The organism is Streptomyces sp. JLSY215 (assembly GCF_059682825.1).
Genome location: NZ_CM185022.1, coordinates 1,832,131 through 1,847,320 on the forward strand (window position 1 = coordinate 1,832,131; position 15,190 = coordinate 1,847,320).

The window sequence follows — 15,190 nt, forward strand, 5'->3', positions numbered from 1 at the left end:
GCTTGTCAGTGGCGGGCCGTAGGGTCGGTGGCATGGGAACGAGCACCGAGAGGGCCGAGGCGGCCACGCAGGGCGGGCAGCGGACCGCGGGCGGGCCCGGGGCCCAGCGGGTGGCGCCGGAGGGCGAGCGGGCGGCGGGCGGGGCGCAGCCGCCGGTCGCGCTGTCGCCGTCGCGGGCGAGCGATTTCATGCAGTGTCCGCTGCTGTACCGCTTCCGGGTGATCGACAGGCTGCCGGAGAAGCCGAGCGCGGCGGCGACGCGCGGCACGGTGGTGCATGCGGTGCTGGAGCGGCTCTTCGATGCGCCGGCGGCGGAGCGTACGGCGCCCGGCGCGCGGGCGATGGTGCCGGGCGAGTGGGAGAAGTTGCTGGCCAAGCGGCCGGAGCTGGCGGAGCTGTTCACGGACGACGCGGACGGCGAGCGGCTGGCGGCGTGGCTGGCGGAGGCCGAGGCGCTGGTGGAGCGGTGGTTCTCGCTGGAGGATCCGACGCGGCTGGAGCCGGCCGACCGTGAGCTGTATGTGGAGACGGTGCTGGAGTCCGGGCTGCAGCTGCGCGGGTTCATCGACCGGGTCGACGTCGCGCCGACGGGCGAGGTGCGGATCGTCGACTACAAGACCGGTAAGGCGCCGCGGCCGCAGTTCGCCGAGGGCGCGCTGTTCCAGATGAAGTTCTATGCGCTGGTGATGTGGCGGCGCGGCGGTGTGGTGCCGCGGCGGCTGCAGCTGGTGTATCTGGGCAGCGGCGATCTGGTGACGTACGACCCGACCGAGGCCGATCTGCGGGGCGTGGAGCGGAAGTTGCTGGCGCTGTGGGACGCGATCCGGCTGGCGACGGAGACCGGGGACTGGCGGCCGCGGCCGACCAAGCTGTGCGGCTGGTGCGACCACCAGGCGCACTGTCCGGAATTCGGCGGCACTCCCCCGGTCTATCCCCTGACGGTCCGCCCGGCGGCGGGCGGCGCCGGCGAGCAGGGCAGAATGGAGCAGATCTAACGAAGGAGAGCTCGTGGCCATCCGCGTCCTGCTGGTCGACGACCAGCCCCTGCTGCGCACGGGATTCCGCATGATCCTGGAGGCCGAGCAGGATCTGGCGGTCGTCGGTGAGGCCGGAGACGGTCTGCAGGCGCTGGACCAGGTGCGGGCACTGCAGCCCGATGTGGTGCTGATGGACATCCGGATGCCCCGGATGGACGGCGTCGAGGCGACCCGGCAGATCACCGGCCCGGCGAAGGACGGCCCGGCGAAGGTGCTGGTGCTGACGACGTTCGATCTGGACGAATACGTCGTCGAGGCGCTGCGCGCGGGGGCCAGCGGCTTTCTGCTGAAGGACGCGCCGGCCAATGAGCTGGTGCAGGCGATCCGGGTGGTGGCGGCGGGCGAGGCGATGCTGGCGCCCAGCATCACGCGCCGGTTGCTGGACAAATACGCGGGCCATCTGCCGTCGGGCGAGGAGGCGGTGCCGGACACCCTGGGCACGCTCACCGAGCGCGAGGTGGAGGTGCTGAAGCTGGTGGCGCGCGGGCTGTCGAACGCCGAGATCGCCGCGGATCTGTTCGTCAGCGAGACGACGGTCAAGACGCATGTGGGCCATGTGCTGACGAAGCTGGGTCTGCGGGACCGGGTGCAGGCGGCGGTGTACGCGTACGAGAGCGGGCTGGTGCGCCCCGGCGCGCAGTAGCCGACAGCGGAAACGACGGTGGGGCGGGCCCGGGGATCCCCGGGCCCGCCCCACCGTCATTGATGTGCCGGATCAGGCGTCGGCCGCCTTGCTGATCTCCCAGAACCGGAAGACGGTGGAGGAGTCCAGGGTCCATTCCAGGCCGGAGATCCCGTCGCGGGCGACGGCGTACTGCTTGCCCTGCCAGATCGGGATGACCGGCAGATCGCGGGCGACGATGTCCTGCAGCTCGCGGAAGTCGTCCTTGGTGGCGCCGCGGTCGGGCTGGTCGGCGGTCTTGGGGAGCAGCCGGCCGGTGATCTGCGGCGAGTCGTAGTGGTTGGACAGCACGCTGTTCTTGCCGAAGAACGGCTGGGTGAAGTTGTCCGGGTCCGGGTAGTCGGGGACCCAGCCCTTGACGTAGACACCGAAGCGGCCGGCCGCCACGCCCTGCTCGTACTCCTTGGTGGGCACGCTGCGCACCTTGGCGTCGAACAGGCCGCTGGCGTTGAGCTGTTGGGCGATTTCCTTGAAGGCGGGGACGGTGCCGGGGCCGAAGCGGTCCGGGGTGGCCCAGAGGGTGAGCTTGGCCTTGCCGGTGATGCCGGCGCCGCGCAGGGCGGCGGCCGCCTTGCCGGGCTGCGGCCGGTCGCCGTAGGTGGTGAAGAAGGCCGTGTTGTGGCCGGTGATGCCCGCGGGGACGATGGAGTACAGGGGTTCGGCGGTGTGCTGGTAGACGTCGCGGACGAGGGTGGAGCGGTCCAGGAGGTAGGCGATCGCCTTGCGGACGCCGAGCTTGCCGGCGACCGGGTCCTTGAAGTTGAAGACCAGGTGCATGACCTCGGCGCTGCTGCCCTCGACCACCTGCGTGCCGTGCTGCTGGTTCAGTGAGGCGTTGGAGAGGGCGGCGATGTCCTGGGTGGACAGTCCGCGGTAGGCGATGTCGACGCTCCCGCTGCGGACGGCCTTCTTGAGCGTTTCGCGGTCGTGGAAGAACTTCAGGGTCATCCCGGCGTTCTTGACCTTGGCCGGGCCCTTGTAGGACGGGTTGACGTCGAAGACGGCCTGCTTGGCCCCGTACTCCTTGAGGGTGTAGACGCCGGAGCCGACGGCCTTGCCGTCGGTGCGCAGCCGGTCGGCCGGGTAGGAGGTGTGGTCGACGATGGAGCCGGCGCCCGAGGCGATCTTCATGGGGAAGGTGGCGTCGGGCGTCTTGAGGTGGAAGACCACGGTCTTGGCGTCCGGCGTCTCGACCTTGTCGAGGGCGGAGAACATCACGGCGGGGCCGTTCTTGTCCTTGATGCGCCGGGTGCGGTCGAAGGAGTACTTGACGTCCTTCGAGGTCAGCTTGTCACCGTTGCTGAAGGTGAGGCCGTCCTTGAGGGTGCAGCGGTAGACCTGGCTGCGGGTGTCGGTGAAGGTGCAGCTCTCGGCGGCCTCCGGCTCCGGTGTGGTGCCGCCCTTGGGGAAGCTCAGCAGGGACTGGAAGACGTTGTTGAACAACAGCCAGGACCCGGGGTCGTAGCCCGCGGCAGGGTCGGTGGCGACGACCTTGTCCGTCATTCCCATGACGACGGGCTCGCCCACTCCGGCGGCTCCTGAGTCGTCGGCGCTGCACCCTGCGAGCGCGAGCAGGGCTGTTGCCAGCCCCGCTCCGATCGGGGCGGCCAGCCATTGGTCACGCTGCCTCACTACGTGGTTCCTCACGTTCGGTGTCGCTGTGTTGCCTGGTGCGGTGTCGCGGTGGTGCATGCTGCCGTGTCGCGGTGGTGCGTGATGTGTGGGCGCACGGTGCGGCCGCGGCGGGGCTGCCGCTGCGGCGCGGGGGTGGGTACGGAACGACTGCCGAGGTCAGCCGGCGACGCCGTGGCCCAGCTCCCAGATCTGCAGTGCCGAGGAGGAGTTGAGGGCCCACTCGGCGCCGGTGACGTCGTCGCGGGCGGCAACGTACTGCTTGCCCTGCCACAGCGGGAGGATCGGGACGTCGTCGGCGAGGATGTTCTGCGCCTGCTTGAAGCCGGCCGCGGCGGCGTTGCGGTCGGTCTGCTGGCGGGTGCCGGGGATCACCTGCGACTCGATGGTGGAGTTGCGGTAGGGGGTGTTGAGGAAGTTCCCCTTGCCGATGAACGGCGCGATGTAGTTGTCCGCGTCCGGGATGTCGGCGAACCAGCCCATCCCGTAGGCGGTGTACCGCCCGGCCCGGGATTCGGCACGGAACTGCTGCCAGCTGTCGATGCCCTTGAGGCTGACGTCGAAGAGCTTGCTGTCGTTGAGCTGCGTCTGCAGCGTACGGAACTCCTTGGCGGTACTGGAGCCGTAGTGGTTCGTGGTGTAGGCGAGGGTGAACTTCACCGGGGTCGTGATGTTCGCCTGCTGCAAGGTCTTGCGGGCGGCGGCGACGCTGGGGTTGCCGTACTTGTTGAAGAACGAGTTGATGTGGCCGGTGAGGCCGCTGGGGACCAGCGAGTAGAGCGGGTCGCCGGTGTAGGCGTAGACGTCGCGCACCAACTGCGAGCGGTCGATGACCTGGGCCATCGCCTGCCGGACGGCCTTGTCGGAGACCTTGGGGTCCTTGGTGTCGAAGGCGATGTAGCGGATTTCCTGGCCGGGCATCGGCTGGAGCGTGATGTGCTTGTCGTCGGAGTTTTCCAGGCCCTTGATCTGCTCCGGTGACAGGCCGCGGTTCATCACGTCGATGTCGCCCTTGCGCAGCGCCTTCTCCATCGCCCCGGAGTCGGCGAAGAAGCGCATCTCGACCTTGTCGTTCTTGACCTCGATCCCGCCCTTGTACTTGGGGTTCTTGGTGAAGACGGCCTTGGTGATGCGGTCGGAGGTGTGCTCGGCCTTGAGGGTGTACGGGCCGGAGCCGATCAGGTCGAAGCCCTTGTAGAGGTGGTCCTTCGGATACACCTGGGAGTCGACGATGGCGGCGGCCGGTGTGGCGAGCTTCTGCGGGAAGGTGGCGTCCGGCTTCTTGAGGTGGAAGACCACCTCGGCGTCGTTGGGCGTTTCGACCTTGTCGATGCCGTAGAGCAGCGACACCGGGCCGCTGGTGTTGTCGATCCGCAGCATGCGGTCGATGGAGAACTTGACGTCCTGCGCCGTCAGGGCGTGCCCGTTGGAGAACCGCATCCCCTTGCGGAGGGTGCAGCGGTACTGCTCGTTCTGCGTGTCCCGGAACCCGCACGACTCGGCCGCCTCGGGCACCGGGGCGGTGCCGGTCCGGGGCAGCCGCATGAGCGTCTGGAGGGTGCCGCGCAGCATGTTCCAGGCATCGACGTCGTAGGCCTGGGCCGGGTCGAGGGGCGCGGGCGCCGCTGCGGTGGCTTCGATCTGGGAGGCAACACCGACGACGATGGGGTCGCCGCCCTCGCCCGCGCCGTCCGTGCCGCAGGCGGCGAGTACGGGCGCGAGCAGACCGGCCACGACCGGAAGCACCAAGGTCTTGCGGTTCATCTTCGGCAGGTTCCTTATCAGCGCAGAGGTGTTGCTCGCGTAGACATTAGTAGGAACGGTCAGCCGGTCCGGGACACAACGGAGTTGAATCAATATGGCCAAGGGATAACGGCGACGGCGTGACCGATATCCGGACGGCGGAACGATTCGCGCGTTGCCCCATCAATCCGGACACTTACCCCCGTAGAAACCCCCAAGTGCACCCTGTGGATCATCTGTCGAGTCCGCTGTCGATGGGGCTACACGTGAGAAACGTCACGCATTCCGAGGGGCGTGGCGCCGAGGTAATTCCGCCGGAGTCTGTGTAACGGAAAATGAGCGCGCCGCTCCCCTGAGTTCCCGGTGCGTTAACGGCGTTTTTCCCGGGGGAGCGGCGGGGACACGCTCAGTACACGATTCAGCGGCTTTCCGTGATGAGCGCGCGGAGAAATGCGAGATCGACTTCTTCGAGCGAGCCCACGACCGTACGGCCGTCCGCGGCCGGGATCGGCGTCACCGACGGTACGGCGACGACCCGGCAGCCCGCGGCCTCCCCCGCCGTCACTCCGGTCAGGGTGTCCTCGACGACGGCACAGCGCGCCGGGTCCACGCCCAGCCGGGCGGCGGCCGTCAGATACGGGTCCGGGTGCGGCTTGGTGCGTTCGAGTTCGTCGCCGGCGAGGGTCAGATCGAAGTGCTCCCGGCCCAGCCAGTGCAGCATCAGCTCGATGATGGCGCGGTGCGAGGCGGTGACCAGGGCGGTCGGCACGCCGTGGGCCCGCAGCTCGGCCAGCAGCCGCCGGGCCCCGGGCATCAGCGGCACCCCGCGGCCGATCCGGGCGGCGAAGCGGGCGTTGAGCAGCCCGCTGAGTTCGGCGAGGCCGATCTCGGCGCCGGTGGCCTGGATGAGATAGCCGGCGCTGCGGGTCATCGGACCGCCGACGACGACCTGGCGGTGGCCGTCGTCGAGGATGTGGCCCAGTTCCGCGAAGACCTCGGCCTCGGCCTCCCACCAGAACCCCTCGGTGTCGACGAGGGTGCCGTCCAGATCGAGGAAGACGGCTTGGAGGGTGGCGGGCTCGGCCGCACGGGTGCCGACTGCGGGGATGCTGCTGGTCATCCATCCACCTCCGTTGAGACGTCCCCGAAGGGACGAAAGGGCCGGTCGCCGCCCCCGGCGGGGGTTGCGACCGGCCTCTACCGGACCGACCAGTGTACGACGGTACGGGCCGATACGCGCGGTCAAGCGGACGGAAACCGTCCGGGACGCGGTGCTACCGCGCGTTGAAGTACTTCGCCTCCGGGTGGTGGATCACGATGGCGTCCGTGGACTGCTCGGGGTGCAGCTGGAACTCCTCGGAGAGCTGGACGCCGATCCGCTCCGGCTGCAGCAGGTCCGCGATCTTGGCGCGGTCCTCCAGGTCGGGGCAGGCGCCGTAGCCCAGCGAGAAGCGCGCGCCGCGGTACTTGAGCGCGAACATGTCCTCGACGTCGGCCGGGTCCTCGCCCGCGAAACCGAGCTCGGCACGCACCCGGGCGTGCCAGTACTCGGCCAGTGCCTCGGCCAGCTGGACGGACAGGCCGTGCAGTTCGAGGTAGTCGCGGTAGGAGTTGGCCTCGAAGAGCTTGGCCGTCTCCGTGCCGATCCTCGAGCCGACGGTGACGACCTGGAGGCCGACGACGTCGCGCTCGCCGGACTCCTCCGGGCGGAAGAAGTCCGCCAGGCACAGGCGGCGGCCGCGGCGCTGGCGCGGGAAGGTGAAGCGGGTGCGCTCGGTGCCGTCCTCGTTCAGGAGGATCAGGTCGTCGCCCTTGGAGTGGCAGGGGAAGTAGCCGTGGACGACGGCGGCCTCGAGGAGGTTCTCGGTCTGCAGCTTGTCCAGCCAGCCGCGCAGCCGCGGGCGGCCCTCGGTCTCCACCAGCTCCTCATAGCTGGGGCCCTCACCCGTACGGGCCTGCTTGAGGCCCCACTGGCCCTTGAAGAGCGCGCCCTCGTCCAGCCAGGAGGCGTAGTCGGCGAGCTGGATGCCCTTGACGACGCGGGTGCCCCAGAACGGCGGGGTGGGGACGGGGTTGTCGACGGCGACGTCGGAGCGCACCGAGCCCTCCGGCTCCTCGACCTCCAGGACGGCCGTGTCCCGCTTGGCGACGCGGCGCTGCTTGAGCTCGGGCAGGGCGGCGCCGGGCACGCCGCGCTTGACGGCGATCAGGGCGTCCATCAGGCGCAGGCCCTCGAACGCGTCGCGGGCGTAGCGGACCTCGCCCTCGTAGATCTCGTGCAGGTCCTGCTCGACGTAGGCGCGGGTGAGGGCCGCGCCGCCGAGGATGACGGGGAAGTCGGCGGCCAGCTTGCGCTGGTTGAGCTCTTCGAGGTTCTCCTTCATGATCACGGTGGACTTGACCAGGAGCCCGGACATGCCGATGACGTCGGCGCGGTGTTCCTCGGCGGCTTCCAGGATCGCGGAGACCGGCTGCTTGATGCCGAGGTTGACGACGTTGTAGCCGTTGTTGGACAGGATGATGTCGACGAGGTTCTTGCCGATGTCGTGGACGTCGCCGCGGACGGTGGCGAGCACGATCGTGCCCTTGCCCTCCGCGTCCGACTTCTCCATGTGCGGCTCCAGGTAGGCCACCGCGGTCTTCATGACCTCGGCGGACTGGAGGACGAACGGCAGCTGCATCTGGCCGGAGCCGAAGAGCTCGCCGACGACCTTCATGCCCTCCAGGAGGGTGTTGTTGACGATGTCGAGGGCGGGCGTGTCCCGCAGGGCCTCGTCGAGGTCGCCCTCCAGGCCGTTCTTCTCGCCGTCGATGATGCGGCGCTGCAGGCGCTCGTCGAGCGGCAGGGCGAGGAGCTCCTCGGCCTTGCCGGCCTTCATCGACTTGGTGGAGACGCCCTCGAAGAGCTCCATGAGCTTCTGCAGGGGGTCGTAGCCGTCGGTGCGGCGGTCGTAGATGAGATCGCGGGCGACCGTGACCTGCTCGTCGTCGAAGCGCGCGATGGGCAGGATCTTGGAGGCGTGCACGATCGCCGAGTCCAGGCCGGCCTTGACGCACTCGTCCAGGAAGACGGAGTTGAGCAGGACGCGGGCGGCCGGGTTGAGGCCGAAGGAGATGTTGGACAGGCCCAGCGTGGTCTGGACGTCCGGGCGGCGCCGCTTGAGCTCCCGGATGGCCTCGATGGTGTTGATGCCGTCCTTGCGGGACTCCTCCTGACCGGTGCAGATGGTGAAGGTCAGGGTGTCGATGAGGATGTCCGACTCGTGGATGCCCCAGTTGCCGGTGAGGTCCTCGATGAGGCGCTCGGCGATGGCGACCTTGTTCTCGGCCGTGCGGGCCTGGCCTTCCTCGTCGATGGTCAGCGCGATCAGCGCGGCACCGTGCTCCTTGGCGAGCGCGGTGACCTTCGCGAAGCGTGACTCGGGGCCGTCGCCGTCCTCGTAGTTGACGGAGTTGATGACGGCGCGGCCGCCCAGCTTCTCCAGGCCCGCCTGGATCACCGGGAGCTCGGTGGAGTCCAGGACGATGGGCAGGGTGGAGGCGGTGGCGAAGCGTCCGGCCAGCTCCTGCATGTCGGCGACGCCGTCCCGGCCGACGTAGTCGACGCACAGGTCGAGCATGTGGGCGCCCTCGCGGATCTGGTCGCGGGCCATCTCCACACAGTCGTCCCAGCGGCCCTCCAGCATCGCCTCACGGAACTTCTTGGAGCCGTTGGCGTTGGTGCGCTCGCCGATCGCCATGTACGAGGTGTCCTGGCGGAACGGCACGGTCTGGTACAGGGACGCGGCGCCGGGCTCGGGGCGCGGTTCGCGGGCGGTGGGGGCCACGCCGCGGAGCCGCTCGACGACCTGCCGCAGATGCTCGGGGGTCGTACCGCAGCAGCCGCCGACCAGGGACAGGCCGTACTCGGCGACGAAGGTCTCCTGGGCGTCGGCCAGCTCGGGGGCGGACAGCGGGTAGTGCGCGCCGTCCTTGCCCAGGACCGGCAGACCGGCGTTCGGCATGCAGGAGAGCGGGACCCGGGAGTGCCGGGCGAGGTAGCGCAGGTGCTCGCTCATCTCGGCGGGGCCGGTGGCGCAGTTCAGGCCGATCATGTCGATGCCCAGCGGCTCCAGGGCCGTGAGCGCGGCGCCGATCTCGGAGCCCAGCAGCATGGTGCCGGTGGTCTCGACCGTGACGGAGCAGATGATCGGCAGGTTGGTGCCGGTGACGTCGAGGGCGCGGCGGGCGCCCAGGATCGCGGCCTTGGTCTGCAGCAGGTCCTGGGTGGTCTCCACCAGGAGCGCGTCGGCGCCGCCCGCGATCATGCCCTCGGCGTTCTGCTGGTAGGCGTCGCGCAGGGTGACGTAGGGGGCGTGGCCCAGGGTCGGCAGCTTGGTGCCGGGGCCCATGGAGCCGAGGACGTAGCGCTGCTGGCCGGTCTTCTCGGTGAACTCGTCGGCGACCTCGCGGGCGATGCGGGCGCCGGACTCGGACAGCTCGAAGACCCGCTCGGGGATGTCGTACTCGGCCAGCGCCGCGAAGTTCGCCCCGAAGGTGTTGGTCTCGACGCAATCGACGCCGACCGCGAAGTACTCCTCGTGGACCGAGCGGACGATGTCCGGGCGGGTGAGGTTGAGGATCTCGTTGCAGCCCTCGAGCTGCTGGAAGTCCTCCAGCGACGGATCCTGCGCCTGCAGCATGGTGCCCATCGCCCCGTCGGCTACCACCACCCTGGAGGCGAGCGCCTCACGCAGTGATTCGACTCGGGATGTGCTGGTGGACGATGGCGTGTACGAGGCCATGGAGATGCTCCCTGGTTGCGACGGCTGTCGGCTTTGCGCCCTCCGGAAGACGGCGCACCCGGTCAGCGTAGCTGGCGGTCCCGTACAGGGGTTCCCCGTTCCACGCCGTGGACAGCGGGGCCGGGTGGGGGGTCCATGGACTATCCATGATCGTTGACAGACCCTGTCCGCTAACCAAGAGTCGGCATGGGCCGATATCGTTTGGCATTGTCGAACCGCATACTTCGGAGGTTGCCCGATGGCACGCACCATCCAGTCGCTGGAGCGAGCAGCCGCGATGCTGCGGCTGCTCGCAGGCGGGGAACGGCGACTGGGACTCTCCGACATCTCCTCCTCCCTGGGGCTGGCCAAGGGGACCGCGCACGGCATCCTGCGCACCCTGCAGCAGGAGGGCTTCGTCGAGCAGGACGGGGCGTCCGGCCGCTACCAGCTGGGCGCGGAGCTGCTGCGCCTGGGCAACAGCTATCTGGACGTGCACGAGCTGCGCGCCCGCGCCCTGGTGTGGACCGACGACCTGGCCCGCTCCAGCGGGGAGAGCGTCTATCTGGGGGTGCTGCACCAGCAGGGCGTCCTGATCGTGCACCACGTCTTCCGGCCCGACGACAGCCGGCAGGTCCTCGAGGTCGGGGCGATGCAGCCGCTGCACTGCACGGCGCTGGGCAAGGTGCTCTCGGCGTACGACCCGGTGGCGCACAGCGAGATCACCGAGGCGGAGCGGGAGGCGTTCACGCCGCGCACCGTGACGGACCTGGGGGACTTCGAGAAGCTGCTGGACCTGACCCGTGCGCGCGGCTGGGCCGCGGACGTGGAGGAGACCTGGGACGGCGTCGCCTCGGTGGCCGCGCCGATCCATGACCGGCGGCGGATGCCGGTGGGTGCGGTGGGTGTCACAGGTGCCGTGGAGCGGGTCTGCCGGGAGGGTGAACTGCGGCCGGAAATCATCGCTGCGGTGAGGGATTGCGCACGCGCAGTGTCAAGGGATCTTGGCGCAGGCCGATTCTGACCGTTTTCCTCCTTTATGTTCACGTAAGTTTTTCGCCACGTAGCCCTTGACGGGGTTCTTACGGTGAACAAAACTGCCGTTCGTCGGTCGGCATTGTCGAACACCTAACGACAATATTCGCTATGGTGGGCACTGCCGCGGGCCGACTACCGCCCTCTGAGGGCGCGGACCACCGGAGGGACCCGGGGTTCGCCTTCCCCTGGACGAAGGACAAAGGAGTCGCGGGTGTCCAGCTCCGACATCTTCATCAGCGAGACCATCGGTACCGCTGTTCTGCTTTTGATGGGTGGTGGCGTCTGCGCCGCCGTCACGTTCAAGCGCTCCAAGGCGTTCAACGCCGGATGGGTCGCCATCGCCTTCGGGTGGGGCTTCGCCGTCCTTACGGGTGCCTACATCGCCGCGAAGTCCGGCGCACATCTCAACCCTGCGGTCACCATCGGTCTCGCCATCAAGGGCGGCATCGAGTGGAGCCAGGTGCCGGTGTACCTCGCCGGTGAGATGCTCGGCGCCATGATCGGCGCGGTGCTGGTCTGGATCGTCTACTACGGACAGTTCCAGGCGCATCTGACCGACAAGCAGGTGCTGGCGGACCACACCAGCGAGGAGGGCCTGGTCGACCCGAAGGCCGCGCCCAAGGCCGGCCCGGTGCTCGGCATCTTCTCCACCGGCCCGGAGATCCGGCACACGGTGCAGAACCTGGCCACCGAGATCATCGCCACGACCGTGCTCGTGCTGTCGATCCTCACCCTCGGCCTGAGCGACAACGGCAAGGGCGTCGGCACCATCGGCACCCTGCTGGTCGCGCTGGTCGTCGTCGGCATCGGCCTCTCGCTCGGCGGTCCGACCGGATACGCCATCAACCCGGTCCGCGACCTCGGCCCGCGCATCGTGCACGCGCTGCTGCCGCTGCCCAACAAGGGCGGTTCAGACTGGGGCTACGCATGGATCCCGGTCGTCGGCCCGCTCATCGGCGGAGCCATCGCCGGAGGCATCTACCAGGTGGCGTTCGCCTGAGCCGCCTGACCGCCCCGACTGAGCCCGCACAGACTTCTTGGAGCACACCATGAGCGACACCCCCAGCACCTCCTCCCACGGGCACGGCCCGTTCATCGCCGCGATCGACCAGGGCACCACCTCCAGCCGCTGCATCGTCTTCGACAAGGACGGCCGGATCGTTTCGGTCGACCAGAAGGAGCACGAGCAGATCTTCCCGAAGCCGGGCTGGGTCGAGCACAACGCGACGGAGATCTGGACCAACGTCCAGCAGGTCGTGGACGGCGCCGTCGAGAAGGCCGGGATCACCGCCCGCGACGTCAAGGCCATCGGCATCACCAACCAGCGCGAGACCACCGTGCTCTGGGACAAGAACACCGGTGAGCCCGTCCACAACGCCATCGTCTGGCAGGACACCCGCACCGACGCGCTCTGCAAGGAACTGGGCCGCAACGTCGGCCAGGACCGCTTCCGCCGCGAGACCGGCCTGCCGCTGGCCTCCTACTTCGCCGGTCCGAAGATCCGCTGGCTGCTCGACAACGTCGAGGGCCTGCGCGAGCGCGCCGAGCGCGGCGACATCCTCTTCGGCACGATGGACTCCTGGGTCATCTGGAACCTCACCGGCGGCGTGAACGGCGGCCACCACGTCACCGACGTCACCAACGCCTCGCGCACCATGCTGATGAACCTGCACAGCCTGGAGTGGGACGAGAAGATCCTCGCGTCGATGGAGATCCCGGCCGCCGTGCTGCCGGAGATCAAGTCCTCCGCCGAGGTCTACGGCACCACCGCCACCGGTGTCCTCGCCGGCGTCCCGGTCGCCTCCGCGCTCGGCGACCAGCAGGCCGCGCTGTTCGGCCAGACCTGCTTCAGCCAGGGCGAGGCCAAGTCCACGTACGGCACCGGCACCTTCATGCTGATGAACACCGGCCACGAGCCGGTCAACTCGTACAACGGACTGCTGACCACCGTCGGCTACCGCATCGGCGACGAGACCCCGGTCTACGCCCTGGAAGGGTCCATCGCCGTCACCGGCTCGCTCGTCCAGTGGATGCGCGACCAGATGGGGCTCATCAACTCCGCGGCCGAGATCGAGACGCTGGCCAGCACCGTCGAGGACAACGGCGGCGCCTACTTCGTCCCGGCCTTCTCCGGCCTGTTCGCCCCCTACTGGCGCTCGGATGCGCGCGGTGTGATCGCGGGCCTGACCCGGTACGTCACCAAGGCGCACATCGCCCGCGCCGTGCTCGAGGCCACCGCCTGGCAGACCCGCGAGATCACCGACGCCATGACCAAGGACTCCGGCGTCGAGCTGACCGCGCTCAAGGTCGACGGCGGAATGACCTCCAACAACCTGCTGATGCAGACCATCTCGGACTTCCTGGACGCACCCGTGGTGCGCCCGATGGTCGCCGAGACCACCTGCCTCGGCGCCGCCTACGCGGCCGGACTGGCCGTCGGCTTCTGGTCCAGCACCGACGAGCTGCGCGCCAACTGGCGCCGGGCCGCCGAATGGACCCCCCGGATGGATGCGGCCACCCGTGACCGCGAGTACAAGAGCTGGCTCAAGGCTGTGGAACGTTCCATGGGCTGGCTCGATGACAGCACTGTCGAGGAGTAAACATGAGCACCCTGCAGAGCGTCCCGGCACTCGGGACGCACCCGGCCAACGGTTCGCACGCGAGCCGCGCCGAGACTCGGGAGCAGCTTTCCAAGGCGACGTACGACCTCCTGGTGATCGGCGGCGGCATCCTGGGCATCTCCACCGCCTGGCACGCCGCGCAGGCCGGACTGCGGGTGGCCCTGGTGGACGCCGGTGACTTCGCCGGCGCCACCTCCTCCGCCTCCTCCAAGCTGCTGCACGGCGGTCTGCGCTACCTGCAGACCGGAGCGGTCAAGCTGGTGGCGGAGAACCACTTCGAGCGTCGTGCGGTGTCGCGCCAGGTGGCACCGCACCTCGCCAACCCCCTGACCTTCTACCTGCCCGTCTACAAGGGCGGCCCGCACGGCGCGGCCAAGCTCGGCGCGGGCGTCTTCGCCTACTCCGCGCTGTCCGCGTTCGGCGACGGCGTCGGCCACGTCATATCCCCGGCCAAGGCCCAGCGGGACGTGCCGGAGCTGCGCACGGACAACCTCAAGGCCGTGGCCGTGTACGGCGACGACCAGATGAACGACTCGCGGATGGCCCTGATGACCGTCCGCGCGGCGGTCGCGGCGGGCGCCACGGTCCTCAACCACGCCGAGGTCACCGGACTGCGCTTCACCCAGGGCCGGGTCACCGGCGCCGAGCTCAAGGACCGCATGGACGGCCAGGAGTTCGGCGTCAACGCCCGCCTGGTGCTCAACGCCACCGGCCCCTGGGTCGACCACCTGCGCAAGATGGAGGACCCGAACGCGGCGCCCTCCATCCGCCTCTCGAAGGGCGCGCACCTGGTCCTCAAGCGGACCGCCCCCTGGAAGGCGGCGCTGGCCACCCCGATCGACAAGTACCGCATCACCTTCGCCCTCCCCTGGGAGGACATGCTGCTGCTCGGCACCACGGACGAGGAGTACGAGGGCGACCCGGCGGATGTCGCGGTCAACGAGAAGGACACCGCCCAGATCCTGGACGAGGCCGCCTTCTCCATCCGTGACCAGCAGCTCTCCCGCGACCTGATCACGTACTCCTTCGCGGGCCTGCGGGTGCTGCCCGGCGGCCCCGGCGACACCTCCAAGGCCAAGCGCGAGACCGTCGTCACCGAGGGCAGCGGTGGCATGCTCTCCGTCGCCGGCGGCAAGTGGACGACCTTCCGGCACATCGGCCGCACGGTGATGAACAAGCTCGCGGCGCTGCCCGGCCACCCGCTGGCCGAGGACATGGAGCCGATCTCCCAGCTGCCGAAGAAGCTCCCGCTGCCCGGTATCGCCAACCCCAACGCGGTCGCCCACCGCCTGCTGATCGACGGCGGCACGCCCGGCCCGCGGATGGCGCCGGAGACCGCCCGCCACCTGGCCACCCACTACGGCTCGCTGTCCTTCGACATCGCCCGGCTGGCCAACGACAACCCGGCGCTGGCCGAGCGCATCCACCCGGACGCGCCGGAGATCTGGGCGCAGGTCGCCTACGCCCGCGACCACGAGTGGGCCGAGACGGTCGACGACGTGCTGCGCCGCCGCACCACGCTGATGATCCGCGGACTGGACACGGAGGATGTCCGGGCCAAGGTGAAGGACATGCTGGAGGGCTGAGGCCCACAGAGAGGCGCACCGGGCACGGGCCGCTTGCGGTGACGATGACGGCGGCAGTGGCGGTTTCCGGGTCGGCGTCGGCGTCGGT

10 protein-coding genes are annotated in these 15,190 nt (G+C 69.3%); 6 read left to right on the plus strand and 4 right to left on the minus strand.

Annotation, left to right across the window (positions count from 1 at the left end; all coding sequences use genetic code 11):
• Positions 1 to 32 precede the first annotated feature (32 nt).
• A complete protein-coding gene (locus AC5677_RS08245) occupies positions 33 to 995 on the plus strand; it encodes a RecB family exonuclease (protein WP_497194354.1) in 963 nt (320 codons plus the stop codon).
• Positions 996 to 1,008: 13 nt separating this feature from the next.
• Complete coding sequence (locus AC5677_RS08250) at positions 1,009 to 1,680, plus strand: response regulator (protein WP_497194355.1); 672 nt, start codon at positions 1,009 to 1,011, stop codon at positions 1,678 to 1,680.
• Positions 1,681 to 1,752: 72 nt separating this feature from the next.
• Here AC5677_RS08250 and AC5677_RS08255 read toward each other — a convergent pair whose 3' ends face one another.
• The 4 genes from AC5677_RS08255 to metH all read right to left on the minus strand — a co-directional run bounded on the left by AC5677_RS08255 (position 1,753) and on the right by metH (position 9,878).
• On the minus strand, positions 1,753 to 3,351 hold the full coding sequence (locus AC5677_RS08255) for an ABC transporter substrate-binding protein (protein ID WP_497194356.1): 1,599 nt from the start codon (positions 3,349 to 3,351) through the stop codon (positions 1,753 to 1,755).
• A 159-nt stretch (positions 3,352 to 3,510) separates the two neighbouring features.
• On the minus strand, positions 3,511 to 5,115 hold the full coding sequence (locus AC5677_RS08260) for an ABC transporter substrate-binding protein (protein WP_497194357.1): 1,605 nt from the start codon (positions 5,113 to 5,115) through the stop codon (positions 3,511 to 3,513).
• A 397-nt stretch (positions 5,116 to 5,512) separates the two neighbouring features.
• Positions 5,513 to 6,214 (minus strand): HAD family hydrolase, encoded by a 702-nt coding sequence (locus AC5677_RS08265; protein WP_497194358.1) that lies wholly within the window; start codon positions 6,212 to 6,214, stop codon positions 5,513 to 5,515.
• A 154-nt stretch (positions 6,215 to 6,368) separates the two neighbouring features.
• Positions 6,369 to 9,878 (minus strand): methionine synthase, encoded by a 3,510-nt coding sequence (gene metH, locus AC5677_RS08270; RefSeq protein WP_497194359.1) that lies wholly within the window; start codon positions 9,876 to 9,878, stop codon positions 6,369 to 6,371.
• A 238-nt stretch (positions 9,879 to 10,116) separates the two neighbouring features.
• Between metH and AC5677_RS08275 the strand changes: the two genes are divergently transcribed.
• From AC5677_RS08275 to AC5677_RS08290, 4 genes are all read left to right on the plus strand, one after another.
• Positions 10,117 to 10,881 carry an IclR family transcriptional regulator gene (locus AC5677_RS08275; protein ID WP_497194360.1) on the plus strand — a complete coding sequence of 255 codons (765 nt, stop codon included), beginning with the start codon at positions 10,117 to 10,119 and terminating at the stop codon, positions 10,879 to 10,881.
• A 225-nt stretch (positions 10,882 to 11,106) separates the two neighbouring features.
• On the plus strand, positions 11,107 to 11,895 hold the full coding sequence (locus tag AC5677_RS08280) for an MIP/aquaporin family protein (RefSeq protein WP_497194361.1): 789 nt from the start codon (positions 11,107 to 11,109) through the stop codon (positions 11,893 to 11,895).
• A 49-nt stretch (positions 11,896 to 11,944) separates the two neighbouring features.
• Positions 11,945 to 13,495, plus strand: a complete 1,551-nt coding sequence (glpK, locus tag AC5677_RS08285) for a glycerol kinase GlpK (protein WP_497194362.1) — start codon at positions 11,945 to 11,947, stop codon at positions 13,493 to 13,495.
• Between the two features lie 2 nt (positions 13,496 to 13,497).
• Complete coding sequence (locus AC5677_RS08290) at positions 13,498 to 15,102, plus strand: glycerol-3-phosphate dehydrogenase/oxidase (RefSeq protein WP_497194363.1); 1,605 nt, start codon at positions 13,498 to 13,500, stop codon at positions 15,100 to 15,102.
• Positions 15,103 to 15,190 lie beyond the last annotated feature (88 nt).